Raw genomic sequence first — 21723 nt, forward strand, 5'->3', positions numbered from 1 at the left:
TCTTACCTGCTTTCGCCCGCGGGGTCCGGCAGGGGGTCGTCCGAGGCGGACCGTTGCAGGGAGTGGCGGAGGCGGCGGAGGCGGTCCCGGATTTCCCAAGTGATCAGGGCGATCAGAGGGGTCGCGGTGGCGATGGCTGCGAGGAGCAGTTCTTCGATCGGTAGGCCGGCGATGTGCTGGGCGGACATGATGCCTCCCCCTGCGGTCACGGACTGGAGACTGTCGCCTACTGAGTGTAAGCACTTTGGCTCCTCCGGTAAACGGCTCAGCGGCGGCTGATCGTGGGCAGCGGGATGCTCTCGTTCCAGGTCCGGTCGAGCGCGGTGACGAGGTAGACGTATTGGTGCCCCACGATCGCTGTGGTGTCGACGAAGGTCTGCTGCCCAGTGCCCGCACGAACCGTCGCGAGCAGGTTGCGTGCGTCGTTGTCGGGACACCAGTCGCCGGCCGCAAGGTCGCGTCGATAGATCCCGTACGACGTGGTGTCGGCCGAGGTGGCTTGCCACTGCAGGCGGACTCCCGTTTCCGTGCGGTCCGAGTGCAGCGAGCGGACCGGCAACGGCGGGCGGGAATCCAGCGACGGCATCGCCGGAACCAGCGCAGGACGGCTGTACCAGTTGCTGTTCAACAGGCTGGTAGCCCCGAGCCTGTCGGCGCGGACATCCTTGGCGGAGAAGTAGATGTCGCCCTTGACCTCGGGAATCGTGCTGTTGAAGGCCAGGTGGTCGCTCAGCTCGGCCGGGTCGGACCAGTCGGGCGACTGCGTCGACGTGCCGACCTTGTAGGTGGCCTGGCCGATGTAGAGGTGTACGCCGGTACCACGGACCTGCTCGGCCCACCACGGCACGATCTTGTTGTAGTCGGCCGGCGCGAAGCCGCCCGCCCAGTAGACCTGCGGCACGATGTAGTCGATCCAGTGCTCCCGCACCCAGCGCCGCGTGTCGGCAGCCAGGTCGTCGTAGGTCTGGACTCCCGCAGTCGTGTCGGAGCCGAGCGGATCGGTGCCCTTGTTGCGCCAGACCGCGAACGGCGAGACCCCGAACTTCACCCACGGCTTGGCCGCCTTGATACGTCCCTGCAGCTCCTGGATCAACAGGTTGATGTTGTTCCTCCGCCACTCCGCGAGCGTCGGGAAGCCCGCGCCGTACTGCGCGTAGGTGGCCGCGTCGTCGAAAACCTGGCCTGCCACCGGATAGGGGTAGAAGTAGTCGTCGAAGTGCACACCGTCGATGTCGTACCGGGAAACGGCGTCCATGATGGCGTCCTCGACCAGCTTGCGCGCCGCGGGGATTCCCGGGTTGTAGTAGAGCTTGCCGCTATAGGTGACGACCCACTCCGGGTGTTGCCGGGCCGGGTGCTCGGGGACCAGCGCCTGGAGGTTCGTGCCCATCGACAACCGGTACGGGTTGAACCACGCGTGCAGCTCGAGGTTCCGCTTGTGCGCCTCGGCGACGGCGAAGGCCAGCGGGTCGTAGCCCGGATCCCCGCCCTGCTTGCCGGTCAGATACTGCGACCAGGGCTCGACCTTGGACGGCCAGAACGCATCGGCAGTCGGGCGGACCTGGAGGACGACAGCGTTGTGGTGCTGGCGGACGGCGTCATCGAACCAGCCGACCAGCTCGGCCTGCTGCTGGGCCGCGGTAAGCCCTGTCTTGGACGGCCAGTCGATGTTCACCACCGACGCGACCCAGCTGGCGCGGAACTGCCTCAGCGGAGTACTGGGGTCCGGCGCGCAGCTGCCCTCAGGGGCGGGCGCCGCGGCGCTCGCAGTACCGGGAAGGGCGCCGAGCAACAGACCAGCTGCCGCGCCTAGGACACCGACCATCCGCCACACTCTCATGTCACTCTCCGACCGGTCCACGGATTGATTCGAAAGATAGTTACACACTCCGCGACCGCACAGAAGAGGGTGATTCGATTCGCTGATGACCTGATGCGGTACCGCTCTGGCCGCCGGATCGCAACCGGCACCTGGCAGCCGGTACCGTGGTGGCCGAATCATCCGGTAGGGAGAGGGCGAGACCAGTGCTGCGCACGGCCACCGACGGCGACGTCGACATCATCCGGACCCTGCGCAACCAGCAGCCCAATCGCGAGGTCAGCATCACCGCGCACGAGATCTCGGCCGACGAGCACGCCGGCTGGTGGGCCAAGGCGAGTGTCGACCCCAGCCGGCGGGTGCTGATCTACGAACGCGAGGGCAGTGCAGGCACCGTCGCCGGCGTCGTCAATTTCTTCGACCTGGAGCTCGACAGTGAACCGCGCACCGGCGCCTGGGGGTTCTTCCTGGACGCCGACGGCCTGGCCGAGCGGGGCGAGACCTTGCCCGCCTGGATCGAGGTCATGAAAGACGCCACGAACTATGCCTTCGACGAGCTCGGCCTGGACGACCTGAACGGCGAGGTCCTCGAGCACAACACCGTCGTACGGCAGATGAACCGGCGGTTCCGGTTCGTCGAGGGCGAGCCGGAGACCCGGTACGCCGACGGGCGCGAGATCACCGTGCTGCCCATCAGCCTGAACAAGCACAACCGGCGGAAGCCGAAGGGAAACTGACCTCATGAGTGCCAGCAAGACCATCAACTTCGGCGACGTCCCCGTCGGCCCCGATCACCAGCCGTTCATCATCGCGGAGATGTCGGGCAACCACAACGGCGACCTCGAGCGGGCCAAGGACATCGTCCGCGCGATGGCCGAGACCGGCGTGCACGCGTTGAAGCTGCAGACGTACACCGCCGACACGATCACGCTGGACGTGGACCTGCCGGCCTTCCGGCTGCCGTCCGAGCACGAACTGTGGGGCGGCACCCGGCTGTATGACCTCTACGAAGAGGCACACACCCCCTGGGAGTGGCACGAGCCGCTGTTCGAGCTGGCGAACTCCCTCGGCATGCTGGCGTTCTCGTCGCCGTTCGACCCGACCGCGATCGAGTTACTGGAGAAGCTGAACGTGCCGGCGTACAAGGTCGCGTCGAACGAGATCGGCGACCTGCCGCTGGTCCGCGGCATGGCCGAGACCGGCAAGCCGATCATCATCTCGACCGGCTCCGCGACGCTGATGGACATCGACGCGGCGGTTCGCGCGGCCCGCTCGACCGGCAACGAGCAGATCATCGTGCTGTCCTGCACCGCGAGCTACCCGGCCCCCGCCGACCAGTCCAACCTGCGCTCGATCCCCGTCCTGCGCGACGCCCTGGGCGTGCAGATCGGCCTGTCGGACCACACGATGGGCATCGGCGCCTCGATCGCCGCGGTGGCGCTCGGCGCGACCGTGATCGAGAAGCACGTCACGCTGTCCCGGGCCGACGGCGGTGTGGACTCGGCGTTCTCGCTGGAGCCGGCCGAGGTCAAGGCGCTGGTCGAGGGCACCAAGGTCGCGCAGCAGGCGCTCGGCGAGCCGATCGTCGGACCGAAGCAGGCGGAGCAGAACGTTCTGCGGTTCCGCCGCTCGCTCTACGTCACCCGGGATGTGAAGGCCGGAGAGAAGGTCGCCGCCGACAACGTCCGCTCGGTCCGCCCGGCCGGCGGCCTGGCACCGGACGCCTTCGGCTCGGTCGAGGGCCGCGAGTTCCGCGTCGACGCCCCGGCCGGCACCCCGCTGACCTGGGACGTCCTCTGATCCCCTGGCCAGACAGCAAAGAGCGGGCGCCGGCTGTCGAAGCCGGCGCCCGCTGGCCTAACTGATGACTGGGGCTCAGACGGGACGGAGCCACCAGTGGGTGGCTTGCGGTCCGGCCGCACCGTGGTACCGCCTGCCCTTCTCGGACTTCTCGATCTTGAAGCCGGCGTCGACAAAGATCTTCTGGCAGATCTCGTCGGTGAGGATCAGCGGGTGCATGTCGTCCGGCTTGTCGTGCATGTCGAAGCTCAGCAGCGCGGTCGCGTCCGGCTTCATGTACCGGCGGATGTTCCGCACGCCCTCCGCGAAGTCGAAGCCGTGGTCGAGCGCGTTGATCGACACGATGAGGTCGGCCCGGTTCTCGAGCTCGGGGACGAACTGCTCGGCCGGCACCGAGTAGATCTCGTCGGCCTTGTCGAGGTCGTGCCACTCGACCTCGCTCATGTACCGGTCCGCGAGCGGCTCCAGCACAATCAGCGTCGCGCCCTCGAAGTACACGCTGCGCAGCTTGCTGCCGGCGCCGACGTCGACGATGACCTTGCCTTCCCAGCCGGTCGGTTTGAGGCCGAGGGCCTCCCAGTCCCGCTGCACGTGCGTCCACCAGACTTCCTGCTCGGCGCGGAAGTTGTGCCGCTTGTGGAAGCCGAGCTCACCGTTCTGTGCCGCCGTCTCCCACGCCTCGCGGTCGATGGCGGCGCGACCGGTGGACTGCGGGGCGGGCTGCGCGCTGGGCTTCGCCGGTGTCTGGTTCGGTTTTGCCTGCGGGAACAACGTGCGACGGAGGCGCCGCTTGACCCGCTGCATCAGTTTGGCCATGCGGCACGATAGCGCGTAAACGGCTCAGGCGGTGTAGAGAGCGGAGAAGTACTCACCCGCCGGGAGACAACCTGCGCGGCGGGCTGGGCATCTTTCAGGTGTGGGAGATGTCGCGGAAGGTCCAGAAGTGATGGAGCAGGTAGGAGACGACCGGCACGATGGCGATCAGGAGTGCCTGCGCCAGGAGGACCGGGAATCCGAGCAGCTCGATCAGCAGCGGCATGCCCAGCAGCGAACAGGCCAGGCCCATCAGGTAAACCGTGTAGAACTTGGCGAAACCGCGGATCCAGCCTGCCGTCGCGGAACCGAAGACGAAGTCCCGGTAGAGCGGGTACACGATCAGGGCGGTGGCGAAGTTGGCCGCCGCGGTGACTGCCAGATAAGGCGCGGTGCCTTGAAGCAGGTGCCAGCCGAGCCAGAACAGCCCGAAGTACAAGACATTGGTGCCGGCACCGACGATCAGATAGCGGACCCGCGGGTTCCCGGTGGCCTTCGCGGCCTTCGCGGTGGCCCGGGCGCCGAGTTCAGCGACGGAAATGACAGCACCTCTTCTATACGGTGGAATAATCGCAGCGGCGGAACTGCCATCGCCGCATCTCCGCCTGTGACACCAGCAGAAGGGCAAGCAGTGTTCGTCTCCGTCGTCGTGCCATGCTATCGGTCGGCAGGCACGCTTCCGCGCCTCGTCGAAAACCTCACCCAGGTCTTACCCGAGGTCACCAGCGGTTACGAGATCGTCCTGGTGGTGGACGGCAGCCCCGACGACACCTGGCAGGTGGCCAGCGAACTGTCGAACAAATACGCGGAAACCCGGGCGATGCGACTGGCGCGGAACTACGGGCAGCACAACGCCCTCATCGCCGGCGTCCGCAACGCCCGCTACGAGGTCGTCGTCACGATGGATGACGACCTGCAGCACCCGGCCGACCAGATCCCGGTGCTGTTGAGGGCGCTGACCGACGACATCGACCTGGTGTACGGCGTACCGGTCGATGAGGAGCACGGGTTCTTCCGGAGTCTGTCGTCCCGGCTGGTCAAGACCGCGATGTCGAACACCCTGTCCGTGAAGGGCGCCAAATCCATCAGCGCCTTCCGGGCGTTCCGGACCTTCCTGCGGGACGGCTTCGACGGGCTTGACGGGCCGCACGCCTCCGTTGACGTGGCGCTGTCGTGGTCCACCACCCGGATCGCACAGACCACGGTGCGGATGGAAGATCGCGCCGAGGGCAAGTCGAACTACACGACCTGGATGCTGATGAAGCACGCCCTGACGCTGATCACGGGCTACTCCACCGAGCCGCTGCGGCTGGTCGGCTACCTGGGCTTCATCTGCGCGGCGTTCGGTGTCGGGTTGTTCGGCGTGATCATCTACAAGTACGCCGCGGGCGCGACCACGGTGGCGGGTTTCACCACGATCGCCTCGATGGTCGCGCTCTTCTCGGGCGCCCAGATGCTCGCACTCGGCGTGCTCGGCGAGTATGTCGGGCGGTTGCACTCGGGCTCGATGGGCCGGCCAACCTACGTGATCCGCGAGCGCACGGACGTGGACGCGCACCCCGACATCACCAGCGAGAGCGACTGAGGCTGACCTCAGCCGACCTTGTTGCGGATCTGGCGGTTGAGCTTGCGCTTGACCTTGCCGGCGAACTTGCGCGGGTGCCGGATCATCGCGACCTTGCGGATCAGCTTGACCACCGAGTACGCCTTGGAATTGCGCAGCCGGGTCCGCTCCGCGTTCGACTTCGCGACCTGGGTCCGCATCTCGCGGATCCGGGTCTCGCGGGTCTTGAGAGCCTTGTCCCGGAAGCCGAGGGTGCGCTCGAGGCCGAAGACCTGCCCGGCCAGCTCGAACGACTCCTTCTTCGCCCGCTCCGCGTCTGCCAGCGCAGTCCGTACGTCGGGAGTCTGCGAGGCGTCGGCGGGAATCCCCACCACAGCAGCCAGCGCCTTCGCCAGAGCCTTGCCGCGGGCAACTTGTGCCACCGAGGCGGACGGGGTGTCCGGGCCGGTCGCCGGGACCTGCTTCGGCGCCTCGATACCGGACATCGCCAGCCACGCTGAGACCAGGTCGTCGCCGACCATCCACGGCGGCCACGGGTGCCGACGGTGTCCGCCGATGAGCCGGTCGTGGAACCGCTGCCACGCCGCAGCCAGCAGGTCCTTCTTGCTCTCCTCGGCAACCGTCTGCCAGGGCGAGACCCCGAAGGCGAAGCTGTCACCGTCCACCACCACGTCGTCCCAGCGCAGCAACGTCTGAGAGCTGGTCTGCGAACGGGCCCAGTCGCCAAGCCGCGCTGCCAGATCCCGGAAGCCCGGAACATCCTCGGCCGCGGCGAGACGGAACAGCAGGGTCTCAGCGGTGACCCCACCCGGCACGGTCGGCGGAACAGCCTCGGCGTCGAACTTGAGGTCAGCGGAACCAGCGTCCGCAGTACCGGCGGTCACTGCGACCGTCCAGCCATTGTCTGCAGCGTCGGCGGTCAGCACTGAGGGGTAGCCCGGAGTGTGCGCGTAGATAGCGTGCTTGACGGCACCGGTGACCGCGATCCAGCCGGTCGGCGTTGCACCCAGCAGCCCAGCGCGGGCCGCAGACTCGGCACCCTCAGCGATCGGAGCCAGCAGCGGTACTGCGGCTGCCGAAGCCTCCAGTGCCTCCACAGCAAGGCGTGCGGGGAGTTGCCCCGGTCGTGCGGCCGCAGCGACCTCCGCGGTCACCAGCGCGAAGGGAGCCTCTTCGACGGAGAAGGCTGCATAAGCCACGGAGCTCTCGAAGCCCACTCGCGCCAAAGAAGCGGCCAGCTGGTCAGTGGACACCGGCCGGGAGGGGTCGTCGTGCAGCGGCCGCCACTCGTCATCGGCGTGCCGCTCGTCCGCAGGGCGCCGGTCCAGCAGGTTGGTCAGGGAGAATTCGTTCTCCAGGCCAAGCACCAGCACTGCCTCAGGGGAAGCCACTGCCGCCAGCGCGTCCAGCCGCTGCGACCAGTCCAGGTCGTCGCTGTCATAGCCGAGAACCCGGTCCAGGCCGTCGGCGGCAACCACGACGTCGAAAGCAGGCTTGTCCGCAGCAGCCAGACCGTCCAGAGCGCCAGCGACGACCTGCAGCCTGTCACCGAACCGCTCGCTGAGCTCGGCCGCGTCCGACACGGACCGCACCAGCAGCGTGGTCTCGGAGGCCTTGGCGACAACGGCCTCGACGAGGTCCGCACCGTGCGGGCCGAGGATCAGCGTGCGTGCCTGCTCGGGCAGTACGTCGTCCAGCAGTGCTCGCAGCACCGGTCCCTGGACAGGCCCACGCTTGCCGCTGTAGTCGCTCCACGGCTGCATCTCGCCGCGGACCACATCGACGGCCAGCTGGTTGTCAGACACGCTCTCTCCAATCGAACACCATGCGCAGTTCCTCGGGCGGCATCATCCAGGGGACACCGAGTTCCAGGTCGGTCGTCGCACGAGCGGCGGCCAGGTCGATCTCCTTGCCGAGCATCTCAGGCCAGAGCCTGGCGATCCGGCTCTGCCCCCCGAACAGCGGGTTCTCGCCTTCCATCTCCATCGGATCGCCGTACACGGCCGGCTCGCAGCCCGCGGCGATGCCGTAGAAGATCGCGGTGGACAGCCTGTTCGCGGCGACCCGCTTGTGCTTGCGGAGCTCGGCCAGCTGCTTGTAGAGGAAGCGCGCGTCCGTGCCCTCGTAGGAGAAGCCGCGACGGCCGAACGACACCACCCGGAAACCGGCGTCCTCGTACGACTTGCGGACCTCGGGCCGGTCGTACTCGGTGTAGTACAGGCTGAAGGTGACCGGGCCGGGCTCGGTCTCGCGGATCTCGTCGATGAGGCGCTTGTGGTCGCCCTGGATCTTGCCGCCCTCCCAGCCGTGGAAGAGGAACCAGAGCGTGCCCTCACGCTCCTCCTCCGGCACGGCGCCGAGCTCGGGCTCCAGCTCCTGCAGGTAAAGGAAAGGGGCGCCGATGCTGTGGTAGTTCCGCCGGCCCAGCGCGTGGCCGCGGCGGCGGGGTGCATCGCTCCAGGTGAATCGCCAGGCACCGTCGTAGAACTCGTGCACCGGGTTCCAGCCGTCCGCGATGTTCCAGCCGTGCTGCAGGTAGCCACGCAGCCGGGGCGGGTACTCGTCGTCCAGCCCGGCGTACCGGGCCAGGATGTGGGCCTGTCCGTAGTAGAGGTTGTGGTGATGCATCAGCGGACCTCGACGTGGAGGGTGCCGGCGTGCGGGCGCAACGCGGCGGTGTGGCCGTCCTGCTCGGCCTCGATCGGCAACCGGCAGGCCAGGAACGGCTCGCACTGCACCGCGTGCGACGTGCCGTCCGGGGCGACGGCGAACAGGATCCAGTCCGCCAGGCTGGCCAGCGGATCGGTGGAACTGGCCACGGCGTCCGCCGGGATCAGCTCGGTCAGCTCGACCGCCGCCGTCCACCTCCCGTCGACGACCGTACGCCGGCACGCGGCGTCCAGGTGGTCGTCGGAATCCTCCAGGTACCGCCGCCAGCTGAACGTGTGGGCGGCCTCCCCGTCGGTCACCGGGCCGGCGATCCGCAGCTCGACTTCGTTGCCATTGGCAACCGCCTCGGCGTGGTCGGCGGTCACCCGCAGCGGTGCTTCGTGCAGGTTCACGTAGCCGCCGGTGGACCGGGTCAACGTCACCACGCGGCCCTGATCTATGTGTCTGGCCGCCTGCGGCGGGGCTGTCCAGAGCAGCAGCTTCTCCTCGTCGTCCGACCCGATCAGCCGGAACGCCCAGGTGGTGCGCTGGGTGAACGGATCGTCGGGGTTGGTGTCCTCGATGATCGGGCGGATCGGGATCCGGACGGAGAAGTCGCGACCGTCACCACTCAACGCGAGCGGCAGCATCTGGTCCTGGCCGGACAGTGGCCGGGTCACCTGCAGCTTCGGGTGCTCCAGCCCGCCGGTGACGCGTCCGTTCAGCACCAGCGCGTCGGCGGTCTGCTCAACCGAGGTCAGGCGGCACGGGTCCACCATCTTGCGCAGCACGAAGGCGCCGTCCGCGCCCGGACCGGGCTGGATCCAGCTGGTGCCGTCGATCCAGGCACCCGGCGGCCAGCCGGGACTGCCCGGACGCTGGCCGCGCAGTTTGCCGTTGCGGCGCAACCGCCCGGACCGCATCCGGACGACGAAGTGCGCCGGCGCCGCGGTGCCCTTGAGCTTGGCCAGCACAGTCTTGTCGAGGCGCACCTCGAAGCCGACCAGCGCGGGATCACCGTGTGTGTCGGTCGCGTCGTACCGACGGACGGCCAGCGGGGTCTCGGCGCCCGCGATGACGAGCGCGATCCGCAGGCTGGAGGAGGTCTTGGTCTCCAGGTGACGGATCTCGGCGGTGCCCTTCACGGACAGCTCGCCGTTCAGCCAGGCCACCTCGTGCACGCTGGTCGCCAGCGTCAGGTCCTTGATCGGCAGCTTGTAGAGCTCGCGCGGCACCGGGCTCCGCGGGTCCTGCACCCCTGGGTAGTTGTGCTCGAACTGCCACGGCCGGCCGGGGCGCGACAGGGCCCGGGCGCCGCCGCGCAATCCACCGTCGTTGCGGAACTGGGCCAGCCGGCGGAGCAGGTCGACGTCACCGGCCTGGAGCGCGGAGTGCTGCAGCCGGTCGTAGCTGTGGGCCCGAGCGAGCACCGACGCGTCCAGCCGGTCCATCAGCCGTCGGGCCAGCTTGATCAGGTTCTGCTCTTCCTCGGCCGGGGCCGCGCCGAACGCCATCATCAGCGTCAGCAGGTCGATCTGGGTGAAGTGCGAGTGCACCCGGCGGCGTACTTCGGGCACGCCGGTCTCGATCAGGTCCATCACCTGCTCGGCCGACCGGACCCGGTCCTCGAGGTTGCCGAACTGGAACTTCTGCTGCGTGATGGACTCGCCGGACTCGCGCTCGCGCCAGTAGTAGACCGGTACGGCGAGGGCGTCGACGGTGACGGCGTCCAGATGCGCCTTCAGCGTCACCGGGTAGTCCTCGTAGCGGATCGCGGGGAACTCGTAGCCGTACTCGTCCCAGAAGGACCGCCGGTACACCTTGTTCCAGACCATCCGGTCCAGGATCAGGTCCGGGGTCTCGATCACGTGGGTGGCGATCCGGTCCTTGGCGAACGGCAGCCGATGGATCCAGGACGGCCGGACGCCGGCGCTGTTGTTGAACCGCCGGGCGTTGCCGCCGGCGAACGAGGAGCCGGTCTCGTCCAGGGTCCGGACCAGCTTCTCGAAACCGTGCCGGGTGACCAGGTCGTCACTGTCGACGAAGGTGAGGTACTCGCCGTCCGCGTGCCGTACGCCGGTGTTGCGGGCCGGGCCGAGCCCCTGGTTCTGCTGCTCGACGATCCGGAACCGGGAGTCGCGGGCGCAGAACTCCTTCGCGATCGCGGCACTGTCGTCCGGGGACCCGTCGTCGACCAGGATCGCCTCGAAGTCGGTCCACGTCTGGCGGGCGATCGAATCGAGACAGTCCCCGATGTATTCGCCGACGTTGTAGAAAGGCACAACGACACTCAGCCGCGGCGTCACAACGGCGTTCTCCTCGGCTCGGTCGGTCGGTCACAGACAGTTCGGTCAGCATCGACATCATGATCGGCTGCACGTGCCTGACCGATGCTGCTGCGGCACGTCGCTCCGAGCAACCGAGGCCGGGCGGCGACCAAAGATCTCGCGGTCATGTTAGCACCGGCCGTGCCTGGTCCCGACGGCTGCGTCACCCTTCGCGACCGCTGCGGAGAGCTTCACCCAGTGGTAATCCGGGCGTTACCAGATGGACCGTCAACAGCGTGTGAACGGGCTCGAAACCGTAACGTGCCCAGGCCCGCTGTACCCCGGTGTTGTGCCCCTGGGTGGAGATGACGAGCCGCTTGGAGGTGGCCGCGTCCTCGACAGCCGCGAGCAGATGCCCGTAGCGCCCCCGGCCCTGCTCGGAGGGGACCACCCCGGCCAGCTCGATCTCGGTCCAGGAAGGTTCCTGGTCGACCGTGGCGAGTCCGAGCACCCGGCGGTCCGGGCCGCGCAGTACGACCGCACCACCGGCGGCGATGCTGCGCCGGGCCCACTCCTGGTAGCCGGCGAGTGCGAGAGCCCTGTCGAACAACGGGTTCGCGCAGTAGTGGTTGCCGTAGTCGCCGAAGATGTCGCCGACCAGGTCGTCCACCAGGTCGTCGTCGACCTCGCGCTCCAGCCCGGCGTTGAAGCCCGCCAACGGTGCCGGACGACGACCCTTGCCGACCGGGAGGGACCAGTACACGAGGCTGTCCGCCAGCACGGCCGTCCGCGAACCACCTGTCAGCGCCGCGAACCAGTGCACCTCGCGCGCGGGATAGCGCAGTACGACGACATCTGCCGTCGACCTGGCCACGGCGGCCAGCACCTCGTTCAACTGGGTGCCTGCAGAGGCAGACACCGTGATGCGGTCGACCGAGACGCCGAACCGATTCGACTCGTAGTCCGACGGGCGGCTGATCAGCTCGCCCGCCTCCAGTGCGTCGTACCAACCCATCTCAGCTCAGGCCCCGGTCACAGCGGGTAGGACAGCACACCGTCGATCACCCGGGCCTGTTCGTCCGCTGTGAGCTGGGTGAACAGCGGCAGCCGGACCAGCTCGCCGCTGACCCGGTCGGTGACCTCGCAGCCACCCGGGCCGACCCGGCCGTACTTCTCGCCGGCGGGCGCCGAGTGCAGTGGCACGTAGTGGAAGGCCGCGGTGATGTTGCGCTCGCGCAGATGGGCGATCAGGCCGAGCTGATCCTCGTGGGATGGCATCAGCAGGTAGTACATGTGCGCCGGGTGCACGCAGCCCTCGGGAACCGTCGGCCTGGTGACGCCGTGCGAATCGGCCCAGTCGGCGAGCGCCTCGTCGTACTGCTGCCAGATCGACACCCGAGGTGCCTGGATCTCGTCGAACCGCTCGAGCTGCGCCGTCAGGAAAGCCGCCAGCGGGTCGGCCGGGAGGTAGCTGGAGCCGATGTCGATCCAGCGGTACTTGTCCACCTGGCCGCGGAAGAACTGGCTCCGGTTGGTGCCCTTCTCCCGGATCACCTCGGCGCGGGCGAGCAGGTCGGCGTCGTTCAGGACCAGTGCGCCGCCCTCGCCGCAGTGCACGTTCTTGGTGCCGTGGAAGGACTGGGTCGCCATCTGGCCGAGCGAGCCGAGCGGACGGCCGTGGTACGAGCCGCCGAGACCGTGCGCGTTGTCCTCGACCACGGCCAGCCCGTACTTCGCGGCGATCGCCAGCACCTGGTCCATCTCGACCGCGACGCCGGCGTAGTGGACCACCACGATCGCCTTGGTCCGGTCGGTGATCGCGGCCTCGATCTGCCGCTCGTCCAGGTTCAGGGTGTCCGGCCGGACGTCCACGAACACCGGTACTGCGCCGCGCAGCGCGTACGCGTTCGCTGTCGAGACGAAGGTGAACGACGGCATGATCACCTCGTCGCCGGGCTCCAGGTCGAGCAGCAGCGCGGTCATCTCCAACGCGTGCGTGCAGGACGTGGTCAGCAGGGACCCGATCCCACCAGCGAGCTTGGTCACCAGCTCGGTCGCCCGGGCGGTGAACGGGCCGTCCCCGACCACGGCGGCCGACGAGAAGGCCTGATTGACATAGGCGAGCTCGTCGCCTGCCAGAAAGGCCTTGACGAACGGGATCGGCGACAGGTCGGGCATGACGTCGGAGCCTACCGCTGGTCGGGCTCCTGACCTTCGACAGCCTGGGCGTAGGAATGGTGGCCGGGGTCCTCGAGAGTGTCGTAGCCGATCATGAACTGCGGCCGCTTCTGGCTCGCCTGGAACAGCCGTGCGACGTACTCCCCGAGCAGGCCGAGGCAGAGCAACTGGAGCGCCCCGATCAGGCCTACGGCAAGCACGGTCGAGGTCCAGCCGGGGACGCTCTGGCCGGACAGCTTGACCACCAGCGCACCGATCACGACCGCGAAGCAGACCAGTCCGCCGAACAGGCCGAGCCAGGTGGCCAGCCGCAGCGGTGCCGCCGAGAACGCGGTCACGCTGTCGAAGGCGAGCCGGAACATCTTGCTGAGGGTGTACTTCGTGGTGCCCGCGGCTCGCTCTGCCCGGACGTACTTCACCTCTGCGCTCGGGAAGCCCAGCCAAGGGATCACCAGGCGGAAGACCCGGCCGTCGTCCGGTAGTCCGTTCACCGTGTCGACCACCCGGCGTGAGACCAGCCGGAAATCACCCGCGTCGAACGGCAGGTCCCGACCGACCAGCCGGCACATCAGCCGGTAGTACATCCGTGCTGTCGTCCGCTTCCCCCAGCTGTCACTCGAGCGGTCCGAGCGCACGCCGTACACGACGTCGACGTCGGAGTCCCGCGCGGTGGCCAGCAACTCGGCGATCACCTCGGGCGGGTCCTGCAGGTCCGCGTCGATGGTGACCAGGTACTCGCCGCGAGCCAGCCGGAATCCGGCGGAGAGGGCGGCCTGGTGGCCGCTGTTGCGCAGCAGCCGGACCATCCGGAGCTGCGGCCATTCGGCGGCCGCGGCGGTGAGCAGCGCGGCGGTGGCGTCGCGGCTGCCGTCGTCGACCACCAGGAGTTCGTAGTTGATGCCGAGACCGTCCAGGAGCGGGTGCATCCGCTCGAAGAAGATCGGCAGCACCTCTTCCTCGTCGTACATCGGTACGACGACGGACAGCAGCGGGTGATTGGTTTGCATAGGAGATCCTCCGAAGACTTCCCCCCGGAGATTACCCGGCACAGGCCACCTCGAGGCCCGGATACGCTCTGTTCGTGCCAACGATGACGGGCGTCGCGCCCAGTAGCCTCCCTGCTCCGCAGCGTGAGGCGGCCCGTCCGACCTGGCAGTTCGTCCCCCGATCGTGGCGGTCCATCGCTGACCATGCGATCAAGGCAGCAGCCGGGATCGCCCTTGCCTGGCTGGCGATCTGGCTGATGGCAGGGCACGCCTCCAGCGACAGCATCGTCGCGCTGCTGCGGTTCTGGGTCTTCGGGATCACGCTTCCCGGGACGGTCTTGTGGCGGCTGGCGACCCCGTTCCGCCACAACCTGATCGAGGATTTCGCCGCCGGATCGCTCGTCGGCGTGTCTGTCCTGCTGCTGGTGTACATGGCGGTGGCTCCGATCGGCGGTCAGCAGTGGGCCTGGCTGTGGGCGGCGCCCGTACTGATGGTGGTGGTCGCGGTGCCCTCCTGGCGGCGTCGATGCCTCCGCAGGGTCGAACGCCCGGTCGCCCCGCTGACCGCCTGGCTGATCGCCGGCGCCTGTGCCCTGCCGCTCTACGCGATCGGGAGGTCCCGCAACCTGGCGCCCCCGCCGTACTCCGACGCCCGGTCGAACCTGCCCGACATGGCCTTCCACCAGGCGTTGGCCGTGAGCGCGAAGTACGACTTCCCGCTGCAGGCGCCGTACGTGAACGGCGAGCAGATGAGCTACCACTACTTCTGGCACCAGTTCACCGCGGCCACGTCCTGGGCCACCGGCGTGGATCTCACCGATCTCGTCTACAACATCGGCTGGATGCCACTCCTGCTGGCGGGCACCGCGCTGATCTTCGCGCTGACCGACCGGCTGGCGCCCGGCTCCCGCTGGGCCGGCCCGCTGGCGATCGCGGTCGCCACAGTCGGCGGCACCGTGAACGCGTACCCGAACGCCTTCCTGCCCAACGAAAGCCTGACCAGCTACGTCTGGGGCAGTCCGACGCAGAACCTCGGCAGCGGACTGGTGGTGCTGCTGGCGCTGCTCGGGATCGACCTGCTACGCGGTCGGAGCCGGCCTCGCACGTGGGTGCTGTTCTTGGTGATAGGTGCCGCCGCATCCGGCTCCAAGGCCACCGTGCTGCCAATGATCATCTGCGGCCTGGGCCTGGTCGTCCTCGTCCGGCTCTGCTACGGCCGGTTCGCCAAGGGCGCAGTTCTGATCGCATTGGCCCTGGGGGGCTTGTTCTTGGCCGCCATCGCCGTGGTGTTCGGTGGCGAATCGTCCGGGATGGCGGTCCGGCCGTGGAGCATCTTCGCCAAGACCGGTCTGTACTCGCTGATAGCCAAGCAGCAGTCAGGCGTCTTCGACCACGAGGCGATGTGGATCACCGGCATCACCATGTGCCTCGGTCTGACCCTGGGATCGGCAGGGCTGCTGGTACTGACCGGTGCGGCCGGGCGGTGGCTGCGCGACCCTGGGATGGTCTTCCTGGTCGGCATCTCCATCGCCGGTTTCGGTGGCATGGTGCTGACCGACCAGCCCGGCGGCAGCCAGTTGTACTTCCACCGGACCGCCGTACCGGTCATCGCCGCACTGGCTGCCGCTGGGGCGTGGATGCTGGTGTTCTGGTTCGCAGACCGCCGGTCCAACATCCTCGTGTTCGCCTCGGTCGTGGCCGGCGTAGGCGCGACCGCCGGCGCCCGGGCGATCGTGAAGGCGACGACCCCGCCGGGGCAGTCATTCCTGCAGCCGGACGGGCACCTGACCGGACTCGTCGGGCCATGGCTGTGGACGATCGCCCTGCTGGTTGCCGGCGCGCTGCTCGTCACCAGTCTGTGGAAACTCGCCAAGCGCCGAGGCCGACCGGCCCGTGTGCTGGTGGCGTCGTTCGTGCTCGCCGGTATGGGTGCCGGGCTGTTCGTTCCGCTGCAATCGATGGCGCGCTACGGCCCGGCCACCCTGGCACCGCTCAGCGATCAATACCCGCTCGGTCCCAGCGAAACCCAGACCCAGGCCGCCCTGTGGCTGCGCGACCACACCGCCCCGGATGAGCTGATCGCGACCAATGCGCATTGCGTGGTGAAGAATCCCCTTGGCTGCGACTCCCGTCATTTCTGGATCGCCGCCCTCACCGAGCGGCACGTGCTGGTCGAGGGTTGGGGCTACACCAACACCATCAACAACCTGGTCGCCTCCACCGGCAAGAACGCGAACGGCCTGCCGTTCTGGGACCAGCAGAAGCTCGAGGACAACGACCGGGCCTTCACCTCCCCGACCCGGGACAACCTGCGGCTGCTCAAGCTCAAGTACGGCGTCCGCTGGCTCTACGCCGATCCCGGCCAGACCGCTGTCTCACACAACCTCGACGCGCTGGCCACGCTGAGGTTCAAGTCCTCCGACGCCCTGGTTTACGAGCTCCGCTGATCACTTCCCGTACTGATCCGGGTACGGAGTGACATCACAAGAGCATTAAGGTTGCGCATATGTATTCGAGGGCAAGGCGGCGGGGGCCGAGGCCGGGCGGCACCGGAACGATGGCCGGGAGGATCGCCGTACTGCCGTTGTTCCTGCTGGCGATCGTGCTGATGACGGCCGCGCACGCCTCCGCCCTCGACGTCTTCAAGTTCACCGGGTTCGTGCTGGTCGGGATCACCCTGCCGGGCTTCGTGCTCTGGCGACTGGTCGGCGCCTACCGGCGCAACCTGGTCGAGGACTGCGCCGCCGGCTTCGCGGTCGGCACCTCGGTCCAGCTGATCGTCTACCTGGCCAGTGCATCCGTGGGGTTGCAGCGCTGGTCGTGGGTCTGGGCCCCCGTGGTGCTGGTGGTCGGCGTGCTGGATCGCGACGTGCGAGGGAGGATCTGGCGGCGGGTCGAGGCACCGCTGGCGCCGATGACGGCGTGGCTGCTCTCCGCGGCGTGTGCGCTGGTGCTGTTCGTGGTCTTCCGGAGCGGGCCGGCCCGCCTGACCCCGGCGTACACCGATCCGGCGATGGACTACCCGGACATGGCCTTCCAGCAGGCACTGGCCGCCAGTGCGAAGTTCGACGTACCGCTGATGCCGTTGTTCGTGGCCGGCGAGCGGCTGAGGTACCACAGCTTCTTCCACCAGGTCACTGCCGCGACCTCCTGGGCCACCGGCATCGATCTGACCAACCTGGTCTTCGCACTGGCCTGGGTGCCGCTCGTCCTGGCCGGCTGTGCCCTGGTCTTCGTGCTCACCCAGCGTTTCCTGACACCGCCGAGCGATGGGCTGGGCGGAGGGTTGCAGGCCCACGTCACCTGGGCGGGCCCGTTGGCTGTCGTCGTGGCCGGCATCGGTGGCACGCTCCAGCCGCTGCACAACATCTCGCTGGGCGGCATCTCGATGGCATCGAGCGCCTACGGGAGCCCGACCCAGAACCTCGGCGTGATGCTCGCGCTGCTGCTGATGATCCTGGCCGTCGACCTGCTCCGGCACCAGCCGCCGAGGACCCGCTGGCTGTTGCTGGTCCTGATCGGGCTGGCCTCGTCGGGGTCCAAGGCGACGATCCTGCCGATGGCGATCTGCGGGTTCGGCCTCGTCTACCTGGCGAGAGTGCTGACGCGGCGAAGTCCGCGGACCGCCCTGCTGGGCGGCCTGGCGTTGCTCGGCATCTTCGTCGCTTCGCTGATCGTCCTCTTCGGCGGCCAGTCGTGGGGATTGCGGATCAAGCTGGGCGAGCTGTTCGTCCAGCTCCAGCCATACGCGTCGATCCGCCATGGCGCCGGGCCCGACCGTCCGGCGCAACTGCTGAGCGCGCTGACGACGGTGCTGGCCTGGGGACTCGCCGTGCTCGGAGTGTTGTTCCTGCGGCGGTTCTGGCGTGATCCCGCCACCATCTTCCTGGCGGGGTTCGCGATCGCCGGCAGCGTCGCCACCGTGATGACCAGCCAACCCGGTATCAGCCAGGTGTACTTCTACCGGACGGCCTTTCCTGCCCTCGCCGTGCTGTCCTGCGTGGGCCTGGCGCGGCTCGTCGATCGCTTGGGCGACCGTCGCGGCGGCCTACTTGTGGCGGTGGCCGGTGGACTCGGCTTGGCCGCCTGCGGTTTGACCCGACTGGGTTCTGAGGATCTCCGTGGCGTCAAAGGACCTTTGCTCTGGATGATGGCGGGTCTGGTCGCCACTGCGGTGGTGGTAGCGGCCGGCTGGAGACTGGCTCGGCGCAGCGGCACCCTGCCCACCGCCTTCCTGGCCGGTCTGGTCGCTGTCTGCATGGTGGGCGCGACCACTCTTCCGCTGGCCGGGCTTGTCTTCGACCACGCCGGCGTCCTCATCTACGGGGCTCCCGGCAAGGGCCACGGTCCAACCAAGGCCGAGGCGGACGCCGCCCGCTGGTTGCGCGACAACAGCGGAACCGACGACCTGATCGCGACCAACGCTCACTGCATCATCCGGCGGGGTGAGCTCTGCGACAGCCGGCACTTCTGGATCGCCGCGCTGTCCGAGCGACAGGTCCTGGTCGAGGGCTGGGCCTACTCGAATCACGCCCTCCGGATCTACGCCGCGACCGGTGTCAACCCGAGCCTGATCCCGTTCTGGGACCGCGAACTGCTGGCCGCGAACGACGCAGCCTTCACCGCGCCTTCGCCGGCGGCGATCGAGCGGCTGCGCCGGCTGGGCGTTCGCTGGCTGTATGCCGACAACCGCGCCGGCGAGATATCCCCGAATCTGAAGCAGTACGTGCGGCTCCGCCAGGCCACGCTGGACGCCACGATCTACGAGATCAGGTGAAACAGAGCGTCAGCGACCCGCACCCGCCCTTGCCCGTCCACCAGCTTCCACCCGGCTGCGGCAATTCGCGCACGCTCTACGGGATCGGTGAGCACCGACCGCAGTACGTCGGCCGCGGCGGCCGGGTCCACCTTCAGGTCTGACAGGACACCGACTCCCACAGCCGCGCCGGTGGCGACTGCCCGCTCGTAGCCCATCACCTGGTTGTCGACGACACACACGAGGCCTGCCGTCGCCCCGAGGCACAGCAACTCCCAGGTCGACGTACCGGATGCACTGACTGCCAGATCCGACTCCACCACGGCCTTGGCCAGTTGCGAGGTCGGGCCGATCACCTCGACCCGCTGGCCCTCCTGGAGCTGGACTGCGGCAACCGCCTCGGCCAGGTCATCACCAGGAGCCACCACAGTCGCCTCGAACGGCACGCCGGTCGCTGCGAGCGCCGCCACGACGTACGGGCCGGCTCCGAACGCATCGGTCCCACCAAAGAACGCGAAGACCTTCGGTACGCCGCCCGGCCCGGGCACAGGCGGTTGGGCCGGGCGCAGCGAGAGGATGTCGTCACGCAGCAGCACGTAGTCCAGCCCTGCGAGCCTGGTGGCTCCGGCCGGCAGCACGGGCTCGTCCAGCTCGGAGCCGAGGTTCTGGTCGACGAACACGTCCGCCTCGGCACCGCGGAGATCGCCGTCGACGATCGCGAGGGTGGGGATCCCGGACTTGCGGACGGCCGTGAACACCTCGGCGTCCAGGCCGTACGAGTCGAACACCACGGCATCCAGCCCGAGTCGCGCGAACAGGTCCAGGTGCTCCTGCGGCGTCCATACGGCAGGCTCCACCGGGATGTCGCGGGCCAGGATCTGGTCGTTCGCCCAGGGCACGGTGTGGCTGTCGCAGACGAACACCACCTCGGCGCCGCGGCCCTTCAACTCCTCGGCGAGCGCCAGGCTCCGCATCACGTGCCCGATCCCCCGCCGCGGCCCCACATCACACCGAACCCCGACCCGCACCTGCTTCCCAGTCACCCCCAGACCGTATCCGCTCCGGCTTGAGCCAGGAGCGGTAGCCTGTACTACGTAGGAGATCAGATACGTAGGAGAGACCATGCGCCTCAACAGCAAGGGCCAGGTCACCATCCCGGCCGCGCTGCGTCACAAGCACCACCTCCACGAGGGCGACGAGGTCGAGGTCGTCGAGGACGGCGCGACGTTGCGGATCGTCCGGGTCGAGAACAGCGAGTCTCGCGGACAGCGCCTCGTCCGCGAGATGCGTGGCAGGGCGACGAGCGGCATGAGCACGGAAGAGCTGATGGAGCTGCTGCGTGGCGACTGAGCCTTCACTGCACGCGGTCCGACCGACAGCGGTACTGATCGACACCTGTGTGCTGCTGGACATCCTGACCGACAATCCGACCTGGGCCGAGTGGTCAGCCACCGCTGTCGCCGGAGCCAGGGACGACGGTGACCTGGTGATCAACCCGATCATCTACGCGGAGGTCTCGGCCGGTTTCGAGCGGATCGAGGACGTCGACGCGGCCCTGCCGGTCACGGATTTCCGCCGCGAGCCGCTGCCCTACCAGGCCGGATTCCTGGCCGCGCGGGCCTTCGTCGACTACCGCCGCCGCGGCGGCGCGCGGAGTTCACCCCTGCCGGATTTCTACATCGGAGCCCACGCCGCCGTGAGCCGTTACCGGGTCATCACCCGCGACACCGCGCGGTTTCGGACGTACTTCCCGGGCATCGAACTTCTGACGCCCAACTGACGTCTGGGTGGATGGGGCGCTGCGCGGAGGCTCGGGGATTGAGGCTTCCGTGGGGTGGCCCGCTATCGTACGGAGTTGCGCTCCGCGCGCTGTCCGGAACTGTCCCCTCAGAAGGGTCCTACTCGACGTGTCCATCCTCACCGGCTCCGACATCCTCGTCACCGGAGGCACCGGCTCCTTCGGCAAGGCGTTCATCCGCTACGCACTGGACAACCTGGACCCGCGCCGGATCATCATCTTCAGCCGCGACGAGCTGAAGCAGTGGGAGGTCCGCCAGCTGTTCGGCGACGACCCCCGGCTGCGCTTCTTCATCGGCGACATCCGCGACCGCGCCCGGCTCAACCGCGCCATGCACAAGGTCGACTACGTGGTGCACGCGGCCGCGCTGAAGCAGGTCGACACCGCGGAGTACAACCCGTGGGAGTTCGTCCAGACCAACGTGGTCGGTTCGCAGAACGTGATCGAGGCGAGCATCGACTCGGGCGTGAAGAAGGTCGTCGCGCTGTCCACCGACAAGGCCTCCAGCCCGATCAACCTGTACGGCGCGACCAAGCTGACCGCCGACAAGCTCTTCATCACCGGCAACCACTACGCCGCGGCGTACGACACCCGCTTCTGCGTGGTCCGCTACGGCAACGTGATGGGCAGCCGCGGCTCGATCATCCCGAAGTTCCGCGCGCTGCACGAGGCCGGCCAGTCGCTGCCGATCACCGACCTGCGCTGCACCCGTTTCCTGATCACGCTGCCCGAGGCGGTCCAGTTCGTGGTCGACTCGTTCGAGCAGATGATGGGCGGCGAGCTGTACGTGCCGCGGATCCCGTCGATGAAGATCACCGACCTGGCCCAGGCGATCGCGCCGGGCGCGAAGATGCACGACATGGGGCTGCGCCCGGGCGAGAAGCTGCACGAGGAGATGATCAGCCCGGAGGAGGGCCGCCGCGCGCTGGCTATCGGCGACCGCTACGTGCTGCAGCCCGACCTGGCGACGTGGGGTTACACCCCGCCTGCGAACGGGGTCCCGGTGGCCGACGGCTTCCACTACACCTCGGACAACAACGACCAGTGGTACTCGATCGAGGAGATCACCAAGATCCTCGAGAGTGACGTCTGA

General features: G+C 68.3%; 19 protein-coding genes. 8 read left to right on the top strand and 11 right to left on the bottom strand.

The annotated features are described in order from the left end of the window. Window positions 1-2 precede the first annotated feature (2 nt). Window positions 3-209, bottom strand: coding sequence for a hypothetical protein (locus tag ABD210_RS24320; RefSeq protein ID WP_344114397.1), 207 nt, complete (start codon window positions 207-209; stop codon window positions 3-5). A 56-nt stretch (window positions 210-265) separates the two neighbouring features. Next, window positions 266-1840, bottom strand: coding sequence for a glycoside hydrolase family 10-like protein (locus ABD210_RS24325; RefSeq protein ID WP_344114398.1), 1575 nt, complete (start codon window positions 1838-1840; stop codon window positions 266-268). A 185-nt stretch (window positions 1841-2025) separates the two neighbouring features. Here ABD210_RS24325 and ABD210_RS24330 point away from each other — a divergent pair, with 185 nt between their 5' ends. Both ABD210_RS24330 and pseI read left to right on the top strand, forming a co-directional pair. Continuing rightward, window positions 2026-2556: a GNAT family N-acetyltransferase gene (locus tag ABD210_RS24330; RefSeq protein ID WP_344114399.1), complete on the top strand. Its 531-nt coding sequence runs from the start codon at window positions 2026-2028 to the stop codon at window positions 2554-2556. A 4-nt stretch (window positions 2557-2560) separates the two neighbouring features. Then, window positions 2561-3619: a pseudaminic acid synthase gene (gene pseI / locus ABD210_RS24335; RefSeq protein ID WP_344114400.1), complete on the top strand. Its 1059-nt coding sequence runs from the start codon at window positions 2561-2563 to the stop codon at window positions 3617-3619. Window positions 3620-3694: 75 nt separating this feature from the next. On the opposite strand, the gene ABD210_RS24340 is transcribed toward pseI, so the two are convergent. Both ABD210_RS24340 and ABD210_RS24345 read right to left on the bottom strand, forming a co-directional pair. Then, on the bottom strand, window positions 3695-4435 hold the full coding sequence (locus tag ABD210_RS24340) for a class I SAM-dependent methyltransferase (protein WP_344114401.1): 741 nt from the start codon (window positions 4433-4435) through the stop codon (window positions 3695-3697). Window positions 4436-4529: 94 nt separating this feature from the next. Beyond that, window positions 4530-5060, bottom strand: coding sequence for a GtrA family protein (locus ABD210_RS24345; protein ID WP_344114402.1), 531 nt, complete (start codon window positions 5058-5060; stop codon window positions 4530-4532). Window positions 5061-5063: 3 nt separating this feature from the next. Here ABD210_RS24345 and ABD210_RS24350 point away from each other — a divergent pair, with 3 nt between their 5' ends. Next, a complete protein-coding gene (locus tag ABD210_RS24350; protein WP_344114403.1) occupies window positions 5064-6017 on the top strand; it encodes a glycosyltransferase family 2 protein in 954 nt (317 codons plus the stop codon). A gap of 8 nt (window positions 6018-6025) precedes the next feature. Here ABD210_RS24350 and ABD210_RS24355 read toward each other — a convergent pair whose 3' ends face one another. The 6 genes from ABD210_RS24355 to ABD210_RS24380 form a co-directional block, all read right to left on the bottom strand. Beyond that, entirely contained in the window at window positions 6026-7801 is a 1776-nt protein-coding gene (locus tag ABD210_RS24355; RefSeq protein WP_344114404.1) for a serine/threonine-protein kinase, read from the bottom strand. Then, window positions 7794-8624: a hypothetical protein gene (locus tag ABD210_RS24360; RefSeq protein WP_344114405.1), complete on the bottom strand. Its 831-nt coding sequence runs from the start codon at window positions 8622-8624 to the stop codon at window positions 7794-7796. The genes ABD210_RS24355 and ABD210_RS24360 overlap by 8 nt, the downstream gene beginning before the upstream one ends. Next, complete coding sequence (locus ABD210_RS24365) at window positions 8624-10951, bottom strand: glycosyltransferase (RefSeq protein WP_344114406.1); 2328 nt, start codon at window positions 10949-10951, stop codon at window positions 8624-8626. Before ABD210_RS24365 ends, ABD210_RS24360 begins: the two co-directional genes overlap by 1 nt. Before the next feature lie 184 nt (window positions 10952-11135). Continuing rightward, the gene (locus ABD210_RS24370; RefSeq protein ID WP_344114407.1) at window positions 11136-11927 is read right to left on the bottom strand and encodes a GNAT family N-acetyltransferase; all 792 of its coding nucleotides are present in this window, start codon (window positions 11925-11927) and stop codon (window positions 11136-11138) included. A 17-nt stretch (window positions 11928-11944) separates the two neighbouring features. Further along, entirely contained in the window at window positions 11945-13090 is a 1146-nt protein-coding gene (gene rffA / locus ABD210_RS24375; protein ID WP_344114408.1) for a dTDP-4-amino-4,6-dideoxygalactose transaminase, read from the bottom strand. Between the two features lie 11 nt (window positions 13091-13101). Further along, window positions 13102-14097, bottom strand: coding sequence for a glycosyltransferase family 2 protein (locus tag ABD210_RS24380; RefSeq protein ID WP_344114409.1), 996 nt, complete (start codon window positions 14095-14097; stop codon window positions 13102-13104). Between the two features lie 83 nt (window positions 14098-14180). Between ABD210_RS24380 and ABD210_RS24385 the strand changes: the two genes are divergently transcribed. Next, window positions 14181-16523, top strand: coding sequence for a hypothetical protein (locus ABD210_RS24385; RefSeq protein WP_344114486.1), 2343 nt, complete (start codon window positions 14181-14183; stop codon window positions 16521-16523). 110 nt (window positions 16524-16633) lie between these two features. Beyond that, on the top strand, window positions 16634-18853 hold the full coding sequence (locus tag ABD210_RS24390) for a hypothetical protein (protein WP_344114410.1): 2220 nt from the start codon (window positions 16634-16636) through the stop codon (window positions 18851-18853). Here the strand turns inward: ABD210_RS24390 and ABD210_RS24395 are convergent. Further along, a complete protein-coding gene (locus ABD210_RS24395) occupies window positions 18838-19875 on the bottom strand; it encodes a PseG/SpsG family protein (protein ID WP_344114411.1) in 1038 nt (345 codons plus the stop codon). The two genes, ABD210_RS24390 and ABD210_RS24395, sit on opposite strands and share 16 nt — an antisense overlap. A 79-nt stretch (window positions 19876-19954) precedes the next feature. Between ABD210_RS24395 and ABD210_RS24400 the strand changes: the two genes are divergently transcribed. The 3 genes from ABD210_RS24400 to pseB all read left to right on the top strand — a co-directional run bounded on the left by ABD210_RS24400 (window position 19955) and on the right by pseB (window position 21723). Further along, a complete protein-coding gene (locus ABD210_RS24400; protein WP_344114412.1) occupies window positions 19955-20182 on the top strand; it encodes an AbrB/MazE/SpoVT family DNA-binding domain-containing protein in 228 nt (75 codons plus the stop codon). Next, window positions 20172-20612, top strand: coding sequence for a type II toxin-antitoxin system VapC family toxin (locus tag ABD210_RS24405; protein WP_344114413.1), 441 nt, complete (start codon window positions 20172-20174; stop codon window positions 20610-20612). The genes ABD210_RS24400 and ABD210_RS24405 overlap by 11 nt, the downstream gene beginning before the upstream one ends. Before the next feature lie 127 nt (window positions 20613-20739). Then, entirely contained in the window at window positions 20740-21723 is a 984-nt protein-coding gene (gene pseB / locus ABD210_RS24410) for a UDP-N-acetylglucosamine 4,6-dehydratase (inverting) (protein WP_344114414.1), read from the top strand.

It is taken from the genome of Kribbella alba, from assembly GCF_039529635.1.
Taxonomy (GTDB): domain Bacteria; phylum Actinomycetota; class Actinomycetes; order Propionibacteriales; family Kribbellaceae; genus Kribbella; species Kribbella alba.